The organism is bacterium, from assembly GCA_013360215.1.
In the GTDB taxonomy this organism is placed as follows: domain Bacteria; phylum CLD3; class CLD3; order SB21; family SB21; genus JABWCP01.
On sequence record JABWCP010000004.1, the window covers coordinates 38,012 to 55,659 of the forward strand.

The 17,648-nt window shown below is 45.5% G+C and carries 13 protein-coding genes; 6 read left to right on the forward strand and 7 right to left on the reverse strand.

The genetic code is table 11. The features are described 5' to 3' along the window. Positions 1-192: 192 nt before the first annotated feature. The 6 genes from HUU58_03605 (at position 193) to HUU58_03630 (ending at position 9,610) form a co-directional block, all read left to right on the forward strand. Entirely contained in the window at positions 193-3,324 is a 3,132-nt protein-coding gene (locus tag HUU58_03605) for a hypothetical protein (protein NUN44743.1), read from the forward strand. Positions 3,325-3,425: 101 nt separating this feature from the next. Then, positions 3,426-4,553 carry a 3-dehydroquinate synthase gene (gene aroB / locus HUU58_03610; GenBank protein ID NUN44744.1) on the forward strand — a complete coding sequence of 376 codons (1,128 nt, stop codon included), beginning with the start codon at positions 3,426-3,428 and terminating at the stop codon, positions 4,551-4,553. Continuing rightward, positions 4,537-5,175, forward strand: coding sequence for an LON peptidase substrate-binding domain-containing protein (locus tag HUU58_03615; protein NUN44745.1), 639 nt, complete (start codon positions 4,537-4,539; stop codon positions 5,173-5,175). The genes aroB and HUU58_03615 overlap by 17 nt, the downstream gene beginning before the upstream one ends. A gap of 17 nt (positions 5,176-5,192) precedes the next feature. Next, entirely contained in the window at positions 5,193-6,800 is a 1,608-nt protein-coding gene (gene murJ / locus HUU58_03620) for a murein biosynthesis integral membrane protein MurJ (protein NUN44746.1), read from the forward strand. Further along, positions 6,801-8,177 carry a sigma-54-dependent Fis family transcriptional regulator gene (locus tag HUU58_03625; protein ID NUN44747.1) on the forward strand — a complete coding sequence of 459 codons (1,377 nt, stop codon included), beginning with the start codon at positions 6,801-6,803 and terminating at the stop codon, positions 8,175-8,177. It begins immediately after the preceding gene. Positions 8,178-8,353: 176 nt separating this feature from the next. Then, complete coding sequence (locus tag HUU58_03630; protein ID NUN44748.1) at positions 8,354-9,610, forward strand: SpoIID/LytB domain-containing protein; 1,257 nt, start codon at positions 8,354-8,356, stop codon at positions 9,608-9,610. A gap of 864 nt (positions 9,611-10,474) precedes the next feature. On the opposite strand, the gene HUU58_03635 is transcribed toward HUU58_03630, so the two are convergent. The 7 genes from HUU58_03635 to HUU58_03665 form a co-directional block, all read right to left on the reverse strand. Next, complete coding sequence (locus HUU58_03635; protein NUN44749.1) at positions 10,475-10,837, reverse strand: hypothetical protein; 363 nt, start codon at positions 10,835-10,837, stop codon at positions 10,475-10,477. A gap of 10 nt (positions 10,838-10,847) precedes the next feature. Next, on the reverse strand, positions 10,848-13,331 hold the full coding sequence (locus tag HUU58_03640) for an RHS repeat-associated core domain-containing protein (GenBank protein NUN44750.1): 2,484 nt from the start codon (positions 13,329-13,331) through the stop codon (positions 10,848-10,850). A 98-nt stretch (positions 13,332-13,429) separates the two neighbouring features. Next, entirely contained in the window at positions 13,430-14,413 is a 984-nt protein-coding gene (locus HUU58_03645) for an IS30 family transposase (GenBank protein NUN44751.1), read from the reverse strand. Positions 14,414-14,623: 210 nt separating this feature from the next. Continuing rightward, positions 14,624-14,773 (reverse strand): hypothetical protein, encoded by a 150-nt coding sequence (locus HUU58_03650; protein NUN44752.1) that lies wholly within the window; start codon positions 14,771-14,773, stop codon positions 14,624-14,626. A gap of 86 nt (positions 14,774-14,859) precedes the next feature. Continuing rightward, the gene (locus tag HUU58_03655) at positions 14,860-15,267 is read right to left on the reverse strand and encodes a hypothetical protein (protein ID NUN44753.1); all 408 of its coding nucleotides are present in this window, start codon (positions 15,265-15,267) and stop codon (positions 14,860-14,862) included. 92 nt (positions 15,268-15,359) lie between these two features. Then, on the reverse strand, positions 15,360-16,355 hold the full coding sequence (locus HUU58_03660) for an alkane 1-monooxygenase (GenBank protein NUN44754.1): 996 nt from the start codon (positions 16,353-16,355) through the stop codon (positions 15,360-15,362). Between the two features lie 42 nt (positions 16,356-16,397). After that, the gene (locus HUU58_03665) at positions 16,398-17,561 is read right to left on the reverse strand and encodes an ATP-dependent 6-phosphofructokinase (protein NUN44755.1); all 1,164 of its coding nucleotides are present in this window, start codon (positions 17,559-17,561) and stop codon (positions 16,398-16,400) included. Between the last annotated feature and the right edge of the window lie 87 nt (positions 17,562-17,648).

The following is a 17,648-nucleotide window of genomic DNA, read 5'->3' on the forward strand; positions in this document are numbered from 1 at the left end:
GATGGCTGTTATTTTTGATTACTTAGTTTCACTCATCTGATTTTATTGAATTTATACAAAAATATTTCTTTAAAACACTCGGCCGTATATGTCTGAAATATGGCGACCGTGTAATTATGTTTTGTATCACCTTAAAAATTCTATAGAAATGTCATCACATCACATACGCTATTTTTAATGGAGTTTTCTGTTATGAAAAAAGTCGTGTTTTATTGGCTTGTTACCGTTTTGTGCTTGGCTTCATTTGCTACTGCGCAATACGACAGTTCATTATTCAGCGGCATGAAAGCCCGGAGTATCGGCCCTGCCGGCATGAGCGGGCGTATCGCTTCGATTGACGCCGTCAAATGCGATCCAAACATCATCTATGTCGGAGCCGCTACCGGCGGTGTCTGGAAATCCATTAACGGCGGCATTACGTGGAACTCTATTTTCGACGATCAATCCACCGGCTCCATTGGTTCGGTTGCGATTTTCCAAAAAAACCCCAATATCGTTTGGGTCGGTACCGGCGAATCCAATGTGCGCAATTCCGTAGGCGTCGGTCGCGGTATTTTCAAATCCATAGATGCCGGCAAAACATGGCAATTCTTCGGTCTTGAAAAAGCCGAAAAAATTGCACGCGTTATTCTACATCCTGAAAACGCCGATATCGCGTGGGTAGCCGCCATGGGAACCACCTGGGGCGAAAACAAAGAACGTGGCGTTTATAAAACAACCGACGGCGGTAAAACATGGAAACAAGTACTCTATGTGGACGAAAAAACCGGCGCCGCGGAACTGGTGATGGATCCCTCCAATCCCAATAAACTTTTGTGCGGTATGTGGGAACATCGCCGCTACCCATGGTATTTCAAATCGGGCGGTACAAGCAGCGGTTTGCATATATCTACAGATGGCGGTGACACATGGAAAAAACAAACCACCAAAGACGGTTTGCCTGAGGGCGAACTGGGTCGCATCGCATTATCTTTTTCGCGCAACAAAACGTCCATCGTGTACGCGCTTGTCGAAGCCTCCGAAAGCGTATTGCTCCGTTCCGATGATGGCGGCGACAAATGGCGAACCGTCAACAAAGAAAAAAATGTTCACCCCCGCCCGTTCTATTTCAGCACTATAGATGTTAACCCCGTCAACGAAAACATCGTTTACAGAACTCATACTACATTTGATGTGAGCGAAGACGGCGGCAAAAATTTTTCTCTTCTGACACCGTACCAAAACATTCACCCCGATTTTCATGCCTTGTGGATGCATCCCAATGGCGAAATGATGATCGCCGGAAATGACGGCGGTTTGGCCTTCACTTACGACCGCGGTAAAACATGGCGCTTTGTTCAAAACCTGCCCGTCGGCCAGTTTTATCATATCAGCTATGACATGGAATATCCCTATAATATCTACGGCGGATTGCAAGACAACGGCTCCTGGCGCGGTCCGAGTACCACATTCAAGCGGGATGCTATTTATAACGACGTCTGGGATATGGTTGCGTTCGGCGATGGATTTGATACGGAACCCGATCCCGAAAATGCCGATTTTGGATACGCGATGTCCCAAGGCGGCGCTTTGGTGTATTTCAATCACAAAACCGGTTTACAAAAATTCATTCGCCCGACGGAATCTGCCGTCAAACACCGGTATAACTGGAATGCCGGATTTGCACTGGACCCTTTTGATGCGAAAACCATTTATTATGGAAGCCAGTTTTTACACAAGAGTACGGATAAAGGCGATACATGGGAAATCATAAGCCCTGATCTCACTACCAACGATACGACGAAAATCAATCTTGGCAAAGAAACCGGCGGATTGACGCTCGATGTATCCGGCGCTGAAAATCATTGTACCATTCTCACCATCGCACCAAGTTCCGTCAAGCGCGGCGTGATCTGGGTCGGAACCGACGACGGTAATGTCCAAGTCACACAAGACGGCGGTAAAACATGGACACTGGTTTCAAAAAACAAATCCATCGCAGCACCCGCAGGAACATGGGTGCCTCATATTGAAGCGTCCAAATTTGATGCCGGCACGGCGTACGTCGTGTTTGACGATCATCGCCGGTCTAATTGGTCAACCTACGTCTATGGTACACGCGATTTCGGAAAAACATGGACTAATCTAGCGACCAAAGAAATTGACGGATTCGTTCACTGCTTCGAAGAAGATCCGGTAAACAAAGACCTTCTGTGGCTTGGCACCGAGTACGGACTTTACGTTTCTTTTAACAGCGGCAAAAACTGGATGAAGTGGCGCGCCGGTGTACCCACCGTGCCGGTCTATGATCTTGCAACTCATCCGCGCGAACATGATCTCATCATCGGTACGCACGGACGCGGTATCTATCTTCTCGATGATATTACACCGCTACGAAAGTTTGCTGAAAACTCCAAAAAGAACGCGCATCTGTACGAAGTCAATCCCGGCTATCAGTATAATTATTCGTTTTGGTCCGGGTCCAACGCTACCGGCCCGGGCAACGCCGCCTTCAAAGGTGAACAACGCCCGTACGGTTCCATCATTACGTATTTTGTGAATACATCCGATAGCATCAAGGCTTTAGAAGACACCCCCAAAGAACCGAAGATGAAAATCGAAATATTGGATAAAGATTCGGTTATACGTGTGATCAAAGGCGGCATGAAGCGCGGTATGAATCGTGTAGCTTGGGATTTGTCCCGCGGCGCTTTCAAAGGCATATCCTCCGTCGATAGTACCGATCTTGAAGCTTCCGGCATCTATGTATTGCCCGGTATGTATACCGTGCGCATGCGGTATAACGGTCAGGAATATAAACAATCCGTCGAAGTTAAGAACGATCCGCGATTTGTTATTTCCACCGATGGCCGCAAAGCCATGCAAACATGGGCCGAAAAGGCTGGTGAACTTCAAACCGCGGCCGCAACCGTTTATCAACAAATCACCGAATCCAAAAAATCCATAACCGCGATGCTGGCCGTCACAGGCAATCTGGATTCTGCCAAATCCAATCCGATCAAACGTCTCGCGGAGTCCGCACAGAAAAAAATGTCCGGCATTCAGGATAAAATTCAGTCGGAGCTGTCCAAACAAGGATTCAATGACAACTCGGATGAGTTATTACAACAGATCGGTGAACTGCAGTTTTATATCACGTCACACTACGAAGCCCCGACGCAACAGGCCAAAGTGAAATACGAACGCCTGCGGAAAATGCTCGAAGGATTGATCGAAGATCATAAAAAAATTCAGAATACCGATATCCCCGAATTGCAAAAATTGATCTCCAATGCCGGTGTGAATTATTTCAAACAACCGCAGGAAATAAAACTCAACAAATAAGATTTGATCTGTATGTAAAAAAGGGAAGGTTTGTGCCGCTAAGGACTCAAACCTTCCCTTTTCTGTTTTAGAATAGTTTTTTTTTGTGTATTATAGCGGTCATGAAAACAAAAGCGGCCTCAACAAAAAAAATAACCGTTCCCCTCGGCCAACGAAGCTATCCCATTACCATTTCCGATAAAATCAGTACGTCCTTCGTACCACAAAAAAAATCCGTAGAAAAAACCATCGTCATCACCAATGAAACACTCGCTTTTTTGTATCAAAAAAAATTGAGTCGTGTTTTTTCGGTCCGCTGGATAGTTATACCGGACGGTGAATCCCATAAAACATTTTCTACACTCGAACACATTGTCACGCAGTTGATTGATTTTCGAGCGGATCGCCAAACGCAGATTTTAGCTTTCGGAGGCGGTGTTATCGGCGATATCGCCGGATTGGCCGCCGCTACTTTTATGCGCGGCATTCCTTACGTACAAGTGCCTACATCGTTATTGGCTATGGTTGACAGCGCCGTCGGCGGCAAAGTCGCCGTCAATCATCCGCTGGGTAAAAACATGATCGGTGCATTTTACCAGCCCCGATCGGTTCACATCGCTACGGATTTTCTTAAAACACTTCCCGATCGTGAAATGCGTTGCGGCTTGGCTGAAATCATAAAGTACGGCATCGCGTTAGACGCTAAGTTTTTCGATTGGCTGGAAAATAATCAGGATTTGGTGCTGACACGCCAACCGGAAGCCGTTTCTTTTTGCATCCATCGCGCGTGCAGCATAAAAGCCGCCGTGGTGGCTTCCGACGAAAAAGACACCGGCCGACGAATGATTCTCAACTTCGGTCATACCTTTGCTCATGCGATCGAGCGTGTGTCCGGGTATGAACCGATCAAACACGGCGAAGCGGTTTTTTTGGGTATGGTGGCCGCATTGTGTATTTCGCTGCGATTAAAAAAATTATCCGGTGCGAATTTTGATCGTATGATGGGCGTCCTCTTACCGCACGTTGATGATATCTTCTCGCGTTCGGAAGTAAAAAAATCATGGTTGGCTCTGGATAAAAAAGACGTTCTAAACGCTTTATATCACGATAAAAAAGTTTCCCAAAACCAAATTCAGTGGATCATGAGCACCGCTGTAGGAAAAACTGAAATCGTATCCGGGATTCATAAAAAACATACCGAAGAAGCATTCGATTTTTTAAACTACATCATTCATGAAACCCTTGCATAAAATACCGCTGTTTCCGCTCGGCGTCGTTCTTTTTCCGGGTATGCCGTTGCCGCTACACATTTTTGAAGAGCGTTACAAAGCGATGATCGCCGAATGTTTGGAACAGCAATCGGTTTTCGGTGTGGTGTACTACACCGGAGAAAATTTTTATAAGATCGGTTGCACCGCCCGTATCCGCGACGTACTCAAACGTTTTGACGACGGACGCATGAATATCGTCACCGAAGGGTGCGACCGGTTTTCGATCCATCGCGTGACCAACGATAAACCTTACCTGCAAGGCGAAGTGGAGTACATTGACGACATCTCGGATAATATCGTCGAAGAAACCGAATTGTCACGGGCGGCGGCGCAAACATTTAAAGACGCTGTAAAATTGATCAATAAAGAAGATGTACCCGACCTCAATCTGCTGGATGCCAAACGTATCTCTTATATCATCGCCTCCAGCGCAGGATTTAGTTTAAACGAGCGCCAGGCTTTTTTGGAAATGAATTCTACCGCCGAGCGCCTTCGCAAAGCCACGTCCGCCTTGCGCCGGTTGATGGAGCGTCACAAAATGACCAGCGACATCGAAAGCATCATTTCCGGCAACGGTTATTTGCATAATTCTAAATTATAATACGTCCGGAGTCACCCGTGTCCGATCTTCACAATAACGGAAAAAAAATATTTCGCTCGCAGCAGGCCGGCATCGCGGCGCTTTTTGTAACCATAGCTACGCTCCTGAGCACGGTCCTCGGTCTTGTACGCGATAAAGTGATGGCGCATTATTTCGGCGCAAGTTTGGACACCGATTTGTATAACTACGGCACGCGTATCCCGGATGCTTTGCAGACCATATTGATTATGGGCGTTACGTCGTCGTCATTCATACCGATGTTTAGCGAATTTCTTGCCCAGAGAGGTCATGAAGCCGCCAATCGTCTGGCCAGCAGTTTTCTCAATATTACTTTGACCGTATTTATCGGCATCTGTTTACTCATCGGTATCGGTATGCCGGTGATATGCGATGTATGGCTTTCGCCGGATCTGCCTCCGGATCAAAAAAGCACCATCGTTCATATTTCCCGTATCTTTCTTGCATCGCAGATCGCTTTTGCATTAAGCAAAATCCTGAGCGGTATTTTACAAACCCACAAACATTTTACAGCGTACGGGTTGGCGCTTTTGGTTTACAATCCGGCCATCATTTTGGGTATGGTTCTTTTTCACGATACGATGGGTATTGATTCGGCGGCTTACGGTGCACTCCTCGGTTCGATATTTGTCGTTTTGGTGACGCTGCTGGATCTGCGCGGCACCGGATATCAATATAACTTTCAGTGGTTTTTCGACAAAGAAGGGGTTCGTCGTATTTTTATTTTGGCTATACCCAATTTTCTAAACATGGCGCTGCTTCAGTTTGTCATACTGGCGTATTCTAAAATTTCAATTCACATGCCGGATGGCAGTTTTAGTGCCTTTAATTACGCGCTCAATTTTGAAAGTTTTCCCGTAAGCGTTTTTGGAATTTCATTTGTTACGGCGATTTTTCCGTATTTGTCGGAAAACGCCAGTCAGCGCAATTTTCAAAATTTTAACTACAACATTCAAAATTCGCTCCGTCAGATATTATTTTTGACTTTGCCGTCGGGTATCGGCATGGCTATCCTAAGTTATCCCATCATCAGCCTGATATTGGGCGGCGGACGATTTGGTTCGGAAGCGATCGAGATGACCGCGTCCACATTATTTTTTTACGCATTAGTTGTTCCGCTGGAAAGTTTATGGTATCTTTTCGCACGTGCTTTTTATGCGATCAAAGATACGTGGAGTCCTTTTTGGTACCGGTTTATCGGTACGGTGATCAATCTCGGCATTAGTTATTCGTTAGCCCAATCCATGGGACCGTCGGCCTTTTCACTGGGGCTACTCGCGGCGTTTCTTATTCAGATTGTTCTTTTTACGTTTGGCCTCAAGCGGCGTGTTCCCGAAGTGGATATCCGAAGCGCGGCGGTTACCGGCGGCAAACTCCTCGCTTGCGCACTCGCACAGGGTGCGGTCGTCTGGATGCTCGTTCAGTGGTTACCGACGTTAAGTTTTATCCAGCAAAAAGCACAACGTATGCAAGACCTTATGGTGGTCGGTATCAGCATTTTCGCCGGTATGATCATTTATTTTACCCTGACGGCTGTTTTTAAGTGCGCTGACTTTTCCGTATTGCAAAGGGTGCTCAATCGAATTATGAAAAAAGAGAGTGCATAGATCATGAGCCATGTTTTGATCGTTGACGACGAAAAAAATATTCGTCGAACCGTAGAGATGATTTTACAAGATACCTACACCGTCTCGACGGCCGAAAGCGGGCGGGAGGCTTTTAATCTTCTAAAAGAACATACGATTGACCTCGTTTTTTTAGATCTATTAATGCCGGAGATGAATGGGATTGACGTGCTCAAAGAAATACGTACGATCAATCCGGATACGACGGTTGTCATGATGTCGGGTCACGGCACCATCGAAAACGCCGTGGAAGCCGTCAAACTCGGCGCATACGATTTTATCGAAAAACCGCTGACCAAAGAAAAACTCATCATCACAGCCAAAAATGCGCTCGAGCGCGTTTCGCTCAAAGAAGAAAACCGAATTCTGCGGCAGGAAGTAAATAAACGTTTTGAAATGGTCGGCGAAAGCCCGGGCATGAAAGAAATCAAAGCCACGATTTCCAAAATTTCCCCGACCAATGCCCGCGTATTGATTTTAGGCGAAAGCGGCACCGGTAAAGAATTGGTCGCCCGCGCCATCCATGATAACAGTCCGCGCAAATCCAAACCGTTTATCAAAGTCAACTGCGCTGCGATCCCCGAAGAACTTATTGAAAGTGAATTATTTGGCGCGGTCAAAGGCGCTTTCACCGGCGCCGTAGCCGATCGCGACGGCAAGTTTGTTTTGGCTGACAAGGGTTCTATTTTTTTGGATGAAATCGGCGACATGAGCCTCAAAGTGCAGGCCAAAGTGCTTCGTGCACTGCAGGAGGGCGAATTTGAAAAAGTCGGCGGCACCAAAACGATCAAAGTAGATGTACGCGTTATCGCGGCAACCAATAAGGACCTGAAAGAAGAAGTCAAAAAAGGAACGTTCCGCGAAGATCTTTATTTTCGTTTGAATGTCGTACCGATTTTGATGCCGCCTTTACGCCAAAGAAAAGCCGACGTCCCGTTTCTGATCCAACATTTTGTCAAACTTTGCGCCGCCGAAGGCGGACTTCCGGAAAAAACATTTTCGGATGAAGCGCTGCAAACATTATCGGATTACGGATGGCCGGGTAATATACGCGAACTGCGTAATGTCGTCGAACGCACACTGATCCTCAGCCTGACCGATATCGTGCAGCGGGAAGACCTCCCGCGTCAGATATTGGCCGCCGAAAGTACGACGGCCGTGGCGACCAACCTAAACTATGAAGACGGTAAAACGCTCAAAGACTTCAAAGAAGAAGCGGAAAAACAATACATCATACAAGTGTTGCAAAAAAATAACTGGAATGTATCGCGGGCGGCGGAGGAATTGGATGTAGAACGAACGAATCTACACAAAAAGCTGAAGCAGTATAATATCGAAATGGATAAATCGGCGAATTGATGGTGTTTTTCGTTATTTATAATAACGGTGCATCACAAAAAGCGTCGCACAAAAAAAGAAAAACACGGACACCAATAGTACCATAAGCAGCAAGTCTTGATTAGCAGAAGTCATATAACGCGATCCTTTGTGAGGGTAAATTACTTATACAAATATTCTAACCAAGCGGTCACACTATGAAAAAAATGTTTTTATTGATTACCGGGAGCATGCTCCTCTGGGCGGGCTGTACCTCCGCACCCCGTATGCGTTCGATACCGGAAGACGCTGTAATACCTGAAGTTAAAGTACTTATTGCCCGCTCCTCCCAATCCGTGAATATCTCTTCCAAAGAAGCTTTTGCCGTCAAAACGGATGACAATCAGGATGTCGGATTTATTTCAGCTGGTCAGAATGTGGAACTGCGTTTCAACGAAAACCGCGTGGAAATCTATGATGCGACCGGCAAATCGTTGGGTGCGTACGGTAATCTGATTTTTACGACCAAGTCGTCCTCGCAGCGCTACATCATCAATAACAAACAATACCGCGGCAGTTTATGGGTAACGACGCAAGAGGGTAAAATATTGGTCATCAACCGCCTCGATATGGAATCGTACCTGATGGGTGTCGTGCGCAATGAAATCGGAAATCTCGGAATGGATCAAATCGAAGCTTCCAAGGCGCAAGCCGTCGCGGCCAGAACCTATGCGATCAAAAATAAAGGCAAATACAAAATTTTTGATTTCCAGAGCGACATCAATGATCAGGTATATGACGGCGCAGGTACGGAAACCGAGGTAAGCAATCAGGCGGTGATCGAAACTCTCGGCGAAGTAGCGGAATATGACAGCAAGCCGATAGACGCCGTATTTTATTCGACAGCCGGAGGCGTCACTACGCGTTCGCACTGGGTATGGAGAAGCTCCGATCCGAAACCATATCTCAACAGCATCAGCACCAAAATCGGAGATAAAGCGCTGGACGAAGCTTCGCCGCATTATCGGTGGGAAGTGAAGTGGACCGGTGAAGAGATCGAAAAAATCATCAAAACCAATCTGCCCACGGTTTTAGCGGTCGTCTATCCCAATGAAGATTTTAGCAAATTAGCCACACAACGGCTTTACAATCTTGCCGTCGTTTCGCGCGACTCGTCACAGCGCGTGCAGGAATTCAAAATCGGCTTCACCAAAGACAGCTATACCGTCACGGGCGAGCAGGCACGTCGCATCATGCGCGGTGAAAAATACATGTTATACAGTTCGCTTTTCAGACTCGATGTGATGCGCCATGCCGACGGCACCATCCAGACGGTCAACTGCAAAGGCGCCGGATTTGGTCACGGTGTCGGTATGTGCCAATACAGTGCACGCGAAATGGCCAAAACCGGTTATTCGTACAAACAGATTCTCAAATTCTTTTATCGCGGCACCGATATTCGCAAGATGTATTGAGATGCTGTATCGCCTTAGCTCGGCGTGTATAGACGATTTTACAAACTTCCTGAACATGAATCCCGCCTTATTTCGGCGGGATTTACTTTTTTCAATCAATCACAAACTTGATTTAGGATATCTTCTCTCCGTGGAGGATCTGAAAAACGTCCCGCCTTCGGGCGGGACACACAACTTTGGTTTCCGCTTCCGTCTTCCGATTTCCCTACCCGCCGCCGATACATCTCGCACATACGTATGTAAGCGCGGGCGCGCGTCACGTCCTGAGCCTGTCGAAGGGCGGGATCAGTGCGCACGCGCGACATCTTGAAAGGATAGCTCTACTAAACCATAATCCACGATGTCGACTAAGAAAAAGCTACACGACGTGGCTCCGCCAAAGGCGGTGACATGTCAGCGTCCAGTAAGGTCAAGCAAAACTCTAATATGGCAGAATCAACGGTGCTGAAGGCATGAGCCTGCCCCGCGCACCAGACGCGGGGTATAGCGGAACTTAGGCGATTGGTCGGGATTCAGACTTGCCCTCGCAAAAGCGGCCTCGAGCGGTGGACGCCGGTTTTTATCTCCTCACTTGGGATCAACGCACAAAACACGAATGAATCACCAAACTGGATTATTTACTCTTAGCGAGCACGGCAGAACGTAGGGCTGAGAGAGTGCGAGCGGTCTGAGGCGGACAGAGCAAGCGACGAGGCAAGGGACGAGGAGTGAAGCCAGCGTGGGACGCATTACAACACAACTCCCCGCCGGCGGGTTCCCTTGCGAGCGGTAGCGAGCAGCTTGTCTGCGCAGACATTAAAAAAATCCCGCACTCGCACGAAGGGCGGCGCGGGCTCGAATAGAATTCTTATCTAAAATTCTACGTTACTGGGTTTCGTACCTGTATAAATCGTGCAGGAATTCTGTGTTATCATCATTCAACAATTCTCGCTGATAATCTGTCACAAAATAGAGCTCCAATGTGCCCTTCTCTTCTGTGTCCTCTATTGCAGCAACGCCATCAAGTACACAAAAAAAATCAAAAATACTACCATCTATGGCAAATTCAACAATCCGCCTAAGCATCTGTTTATCCGAATCCCCTAGCTTATTGTACCATCTAGATATTTCGATGAGATTTTGCGCTGGCTTGATTCCTGGTGGATTCTGTAAGACATCAAATGTCCCATTGATTGATGAATCGCGCACAACAGTTTTAATGTTCTTAACAAAGTCTTCCTTAGTCATTGCTTCACTCCTATTTTGAAAAAGCTGAAGGGAACATCTCATTATTCATGTTAATGAGTTGTTTAAGAGCGCTATTTGGAGCCGCTGTATTGTTTCTTAAATCCCAAATATCTTTCGCCAATAATTGACGAGCTGTGCCAGCAAAATTTCCTCGAATAGTGGGTATCATTTGATGTTCTCGATTTGAAATCGCGATTGCTGGAGCAATCTTCCCATTATAACCAGGAATTGCTTGTAATGCAGGATGTGATTGCACAACATGATGAATCTGCAGTTGATCACCTGTTACTGATACGGCACGCAAAACGTTTGCCGGACCGACATCATACTTCGACACAGCCTTTAAAGTGTTTGATGCGGCTGTCCCAGATACAAATGGTATTAAAGCAGCAGCATGAGACAGTTTTAATCCGTTTTGGGCGATATCTTGAGCGGTATAAAAATAATCTGCAGGCTCAAACACGATCGGAGCGGCAACCTTAAGAGCGTCCACACCATGACGACTTGGATCGAACATCGCCGCAAAAATATGGTGAAAGCCCATGTCAACCATGAAATTTGCAACCGACCGCCCAACGTCTTTAACAATTGAAGGTCGTTCAGCATACACCGTTACTTCGGGCATTACAAACTCTGCATTTGTAACGGTATTGTTGTTATCTACTTGCCAAGGGTCACCATCGGCGCCATCGGGATCAATCCAATTGACGGGGTCATTCCCAACGTAGCAGTACGGCGAATGAAACTCATCTAGAGGATCAATTTTCATCCATCGACCCAGCTGTGCATCGTATGATCTCCAACCGTATTCATACCAATTCAGCCCAAAATCGTCCGTCAATTCTTTACCGTTGTACAAAAATTTATTGTCACTCTGTTTGCCAAGCCCCTCAATTCGCATACCGAAGGCGTAGTAGTGGCTTTCCATCAGTATATCCGGTTGCTGATTGGGCGTCGGCAGCAGATCAGCAAATGAAATTCGCGTATTGCCAAGATGATCTTTGATATCGTATTCATACTGTAGATCGCCGGTTCCGGTTCTTTTGATGCGGCCGGTTTCCGTAAAAAAGTAGTCCAATGTATAATTCAGATTATTCGATGTATATACGAATCCGCTGACATAGTCAATCGTGGAAGTAACTGTTCCGTTGGTGTAAACCGTTTTTCTGAGTTTGGCTCCGGTTACTGCATATTTCCACTCGATCCTGTTACTGCTGCTGCCAAACTCCACTTTGGTCGGAAGATTAAGATAATTATAAGTGACACTTGTGATATTTTTATTTTTATCCGAGATCATACTCCCATTGGCATCGTATTGATTTTCCGTACCTATACCCATATCCCCATTGGCATTGATCGAGTGATCGGCCGTCAATAGCTGACCAAGTTTATCGTATTTGAAAAGATATGAATAATCCGTCGGACTACCTGCAAACTTATAATCGAAAACGACTTTGGCGATATTGCCATTGTAGTACGCCGCACCGCCGTAACCTCCGGAAGTGTAATAAATGTCCTCTGTAATATAAGGATCATTGATCTGCTTGAGCCAACCTACGGATTCGTATAAATAGTTACGTTTTATCGTTGTGTCTTTAAGTTTTTCATTAGCCATCGAGCCGTCGGGGTTATAGGTGTATGCAGCAAAATAATCAGGATCACCGGCATTTCCAATACTTGTCAAACGACCTAACGAATTGTATCGGTACGTCACGACTGTAGCGCTCGGATCAGGAGTTCCCATAGACTGAGATGCGGCCATCATCTGAAATGCAACATTTTCCGTCACTGGTGTTAACGCAAATTTTTCGCTGTTATTTGCTCCTGGTTTTGCAGAAACGTCTGCCCCATTGGAGTTAAATTCGCCGGTCATTACGATATCACCACCTGATTCGTATGTGACATTGGCATCTGAAGATAATGTCGTATTTTCGATAACTAAATGTTCCGCATTCACCGGACCGCTCATGATGGCCTGCGCCCCGCCTCCTACGGCTTTGTAAGGATAAATTATTTTTGTAACGTTGCCTGAATAATCGTATTCATAATACGTTGTGTATGTATAATTATCAAAATCCACGACACGTACACTTTTAGAAGTAAGTCTGCCAAATATATCGTATTCGTATTTCTCTTCTACTTCTTCGGGATCATCGGTATCGTTATTGGTTAGTGCTTTAAGCAGTTGACCTTTACTATAAGTTATCGTGCCATCACCATCATAGGTATATTTCTTTCGCCATGTCGTAGGTGTAGCCGGCCAAAACGGATCGTCGGCATTGGCCTGAGATATGGAAGTCCAATTATAACTATAGTAACCCTCTTCGAGTTTACGGCCATAAATATCATATTTAAAATAGAGAATATTGTCCGGTGTAGCCGCATCGTAGGCGTACTTGAGGATACGCAGCACGGTTGCGCCGTTTTTGATCGTATCCGCGATGGGCATATTGCGATAGTCGTAGGCAAAATTATTGGCACCGTCGCTCGTCATATTGCCATTGGCATCATAAGTAATTTTTTTTCTGAAAAATTGATCGTGTTCTGTAAAAACTGAGTTTATGTAGAAAATGAATTACCTGCATTCAACATTTAAGTGCAACACCGGTTAAAGGTTTCTAGAGGCGTGGAAAAAGATAAACATTTTCTCGGTCTGTTGTTTAACAAGTTTTCGAGTTTTTTGACGTCGCGATGAGAGATGTGGTCGAAGTTGAATTTTTTCGGAAAAACACGTCGGATGAGACCGGCGGTGTTTTCGACCGTAGCTTTCTCCCAACTGTGAAAAGGTTCAAAGAAAAACGATCTGGTGTTTAAGGCTTTGTTGGTGCGCATGTGCTCAACGTTTTCGGATCCGTTGTCGTAAGTAATCGTTCGTCGCGCCCTTTTGGGCAGCGACTTTAAAGCCTTGGTAATGGCGCGATGTGTATTCTTGGCTGTTCTTTGACTCATTTTGGTGATTTTGGTCAGTCTGCTCTTACGCTCAACAAGCACATTAAGTGCGGCACGGCTCTGCCGGGAGACAACCGCATCGGCCTCCCAGTGACCGATTTGTGAACGCGTGTTAACACTTTGAGGACGCTCGTGAATAGACACACGCGAAGGAATATGCGAGTCTTTATGCGTATGGCGATGTCCTTTGATGCGTCGCTTCTTGTGGGCCCGAGCCAAGTAAGGCACTAAATTCTCTTGTTTGCGAAGCTCAGGCTCATAGACAAACTGGTAAATGGCTTCATGGCTGATGCGCATGTTGAGGTGGTCTTTCTTGAGTCGTCCTGCAATCTGTTCCGGCGACCAGCCTTTCTTGAGACGCTGGGTTACATAGTTACGGATATACGCATCTTTAAGGCGTGACCGCTGATGAGCCTGGCTCTTGCGCAACGCGGCGCGTCTTTCAGCTGGGTGCGGCGAGTAAGCATCATACAACGGAGCGCCATTTCGCTTGAGCTCCCGTGAAAGCGTACTCTTATGTCGACGCAATTGAGCCGCTATATCACCAAGGCTAATTCCTTTAGCCCGGAGCATCGCAATTTTGTCTCTCTCCTCAGGAGAGAGATGACTGTACTTTCTTATTTTCATAACACCCAGGATAGTAATTTCTATCCAAGGTGTTGCACTTAATTATTGAACTCGCGTTATGAATTTTCAAACTAAGGATCGAATTACTTAAAAAATTTTACTTTTTTTGCGTTTGTTCGTTTACATGCGAATTACAATTCTAACTACTTTGATAGATCACAAAAAACCCCCGCACTTCGCAGTACGGGGGTTTTTTTAATTAACAAAGCACTACTTTTTGCAGCACTCTTTGGGGGCGCATACTTTTGTGCCGCAGTTTTCTTTATTGGGGCACGAACCGCAATTATCCTGACCCATACCGGCAAATACAAAAGACGTGACCATCAAAGCGGCCGCAGCGACAAGCATTAATTTTTTCATATATAAATTTCCTGTTTTTTTAAAAATTGATATCATAGCAAATAACATATTTGCTACATACATAATAGTTTTGTGATGTTTATTTTTTATGCGTTCGGGATGACAGCGTTCGGAGGGTGCCAAATGATGCGAAGGATTTCCGGATTATATCCGGATTCCGGTGCAAAAAAAATCTGATGTTGTATCTGTTTTCCGGGTGAAAGGGAAATTGATTCTACCGATTCATAGATGCAGCATACCTGACAACTTACAACCGGAGGGCACGCTTCTTTAGGGCAATTTTTTTTGGAATCATGGTGCTGCGATTTGTTGCACGCACCCGCACTTGATTTACCGCAGCAATTTTTCTTTGTTTGAAAAATCACAGACGATGTCATCGGCACACTAGTCGTCACGACAAACGATAGTGTCAGTAATACAACACTTAAAGAATAAAAATTATGTGTGCTCTTATATTTCATACGTAACCAAAGATTACTCTTCAAATCGCTCAAAAACCATGATCCGGATCAGGAAACAGAGATAAAACTAATGTAACTACGAAAAAACAAGGGTTTGGTTTCAATAAATCGTTTTTTATGGTGCGTTATATACTTGGTTTTGGTAATCTTTTTTTCATGACTTTACGCCAGATCGGCGGGATAACGGCTAACCAAAAACAACCGTAATAGCCGGTGGGCAGATTAGGACTTTCCCGATAGGTTCTTAGTTTCCAATATTCACGGGATGCGATATAGTGATGATCGGCGTGACGTGTCAATTCGACCAAAGTCCAACGGCTCCACCGATGATTGCTTTGCCAGCTATGCTCGGGTTGAACCCGCGAACCCACAGGCCTTTGCAATCCCCAATGCCGGATATAGTTCACATACTCCAACAAAAAAACGGCGAAGGCGCTTTGAATCAACCAGGCAAACAAAATGTATTTCCCCAATAGGAAATAAACGACGATCCATGAAACGATTTGTACTATTAAAAATAAAAAAACCGGATTGAGCAGCCATGAATTTGCACGAGGATTCATGATCTTGTAGGCATTTATAAATTGACCCGGAATCGTCCTGATTAAAAAAAACCAAAAATTTTCATCAACTCGGGCTGAAGCCGGGTCTTCTATCGTAGCCACGCTTTTGTGATGTCCGCGGACGTGTTCAAAATAAAAATGCATATAGTTGACCGTCCACAAAAGAAAAACACCCGTAACGCGTTGGAACGCGTATCGGCGATGAATCAATTCGTGTGCGATCACGATCGATGAAATGCCGGAATTCAGACCGGTGGAAATCGAAGCAAGCACTGCAAAATAATTCCACCCGTCTCTTTGGATCAGAAGCGCCAAACTGAGCAAACAAACGATCTGTAAAACCGCATGCACCATCAAAATGGTATCAAAATAAAACGGCTCGGAATCTTCTAAATTATTGCTTTCCGACTCCCCCAGTAACCAATCTAACAAAGGATAGATCACCAGTCCGACTACAGCGCCCGACCTCGCAAAGTGACCGCCAAGTGTATTACCCGCAATAACACTCAACGGATACAAAAAACTAAAAACATATACCCACCGGTTTTGTGTTTTCATAATAATTATCTTAACGGGCTTTTTTTTTAATATGCGTGTTGATCAGTACAGAAACATAGGCTTGTGCATGACATTAAAAACTTTCGGACGATAGTTATTCACGTCATAAAGTTCTTTTACATCCACATTGCGTTTGCCTTGTATGATAGTTTCCGCAGGTACCGTGGTATAGCGCCCATCCTGTAAAGCCGTCATCATGCCAAAGCGATTTTTGGTCAAAAGATCAATCGCCAATCCGGCAAAATTCATGGCCACCATACGATCAAGAGCATCCGGTTCACCGCTGCGCATGAGATACGCGAGAGATTGGTAGATCATGTGCTGGCCTGTGATTTTTTTGATAGCCTCCGCAGTGATTTCGCCGATGCCTCCGAGTTTTTTATGCCCGTATGCGTCTTCTTGACCGTATTCGATGATCTTGCCGCCTTCCATGGTAGCGCCTTCGGATATGGTCATGATCGCATAATTACTGGGATTGTTTCTTTTATCATTCAAAAGCATTTCCGATAATTTTTCGGGATCAAACGGCACTTCGGAAATAATGGCCCGATCCGCATTGGCCAGCAGAGCTGAAATCAACGATGTTTCTCCGGAATTACGACCAAATAACTCCACGACTGCTATACGCTCATGTGAACCGGCCGGCGTCCTGAGCATATTGATAAAGTGTACCGAACGCGTGACAGCGGTAGAAAATCCGATACAGTAATCCGTACCATACACATCATTATCCATCGTTTTGGGAATCGCTACGACCGGAAAATCTTCGTTATGCAGACGCACGCTATAACTCAGTGTATCGTCACCGCCTATCGTTACCAACGCGTCAATTTTTAAATGCTTCAGTACACGAAAAATATGCGGCGTGAAATCAATTTTTGTTTTGGGATCCAGTGTATCATGTTCGGGCTTTTTCAAAAAATCGGGCACGTCACTTTTGCTGACTTTGCCGGGATTGGTTCGTGACGTATGTAAAAAGGTACCCCCGCTGCGATCAATCGTGCGTGTATTGATAAGGTCCAGCGGTGTAATCCATTTTTTACTGCCTTCCGGATCATCAGGATTGTATCTCAATAATCCACCCCAACCGCTTCGTATTCCGACCACTTCCATACCGGCATGAATCGCATCATAAACCAGCGCTTTGATACAAGGATTGAGACCCGGCACATCGCCGCCACCCGTCAATACTCCGATCCGCTTCATAAATACACCTCATTAGGTTATAAAATCAATATAAGATGAGGATTCCCGCCACGAAAAGACATGAGAAATGTTGGGAAATATAACTTA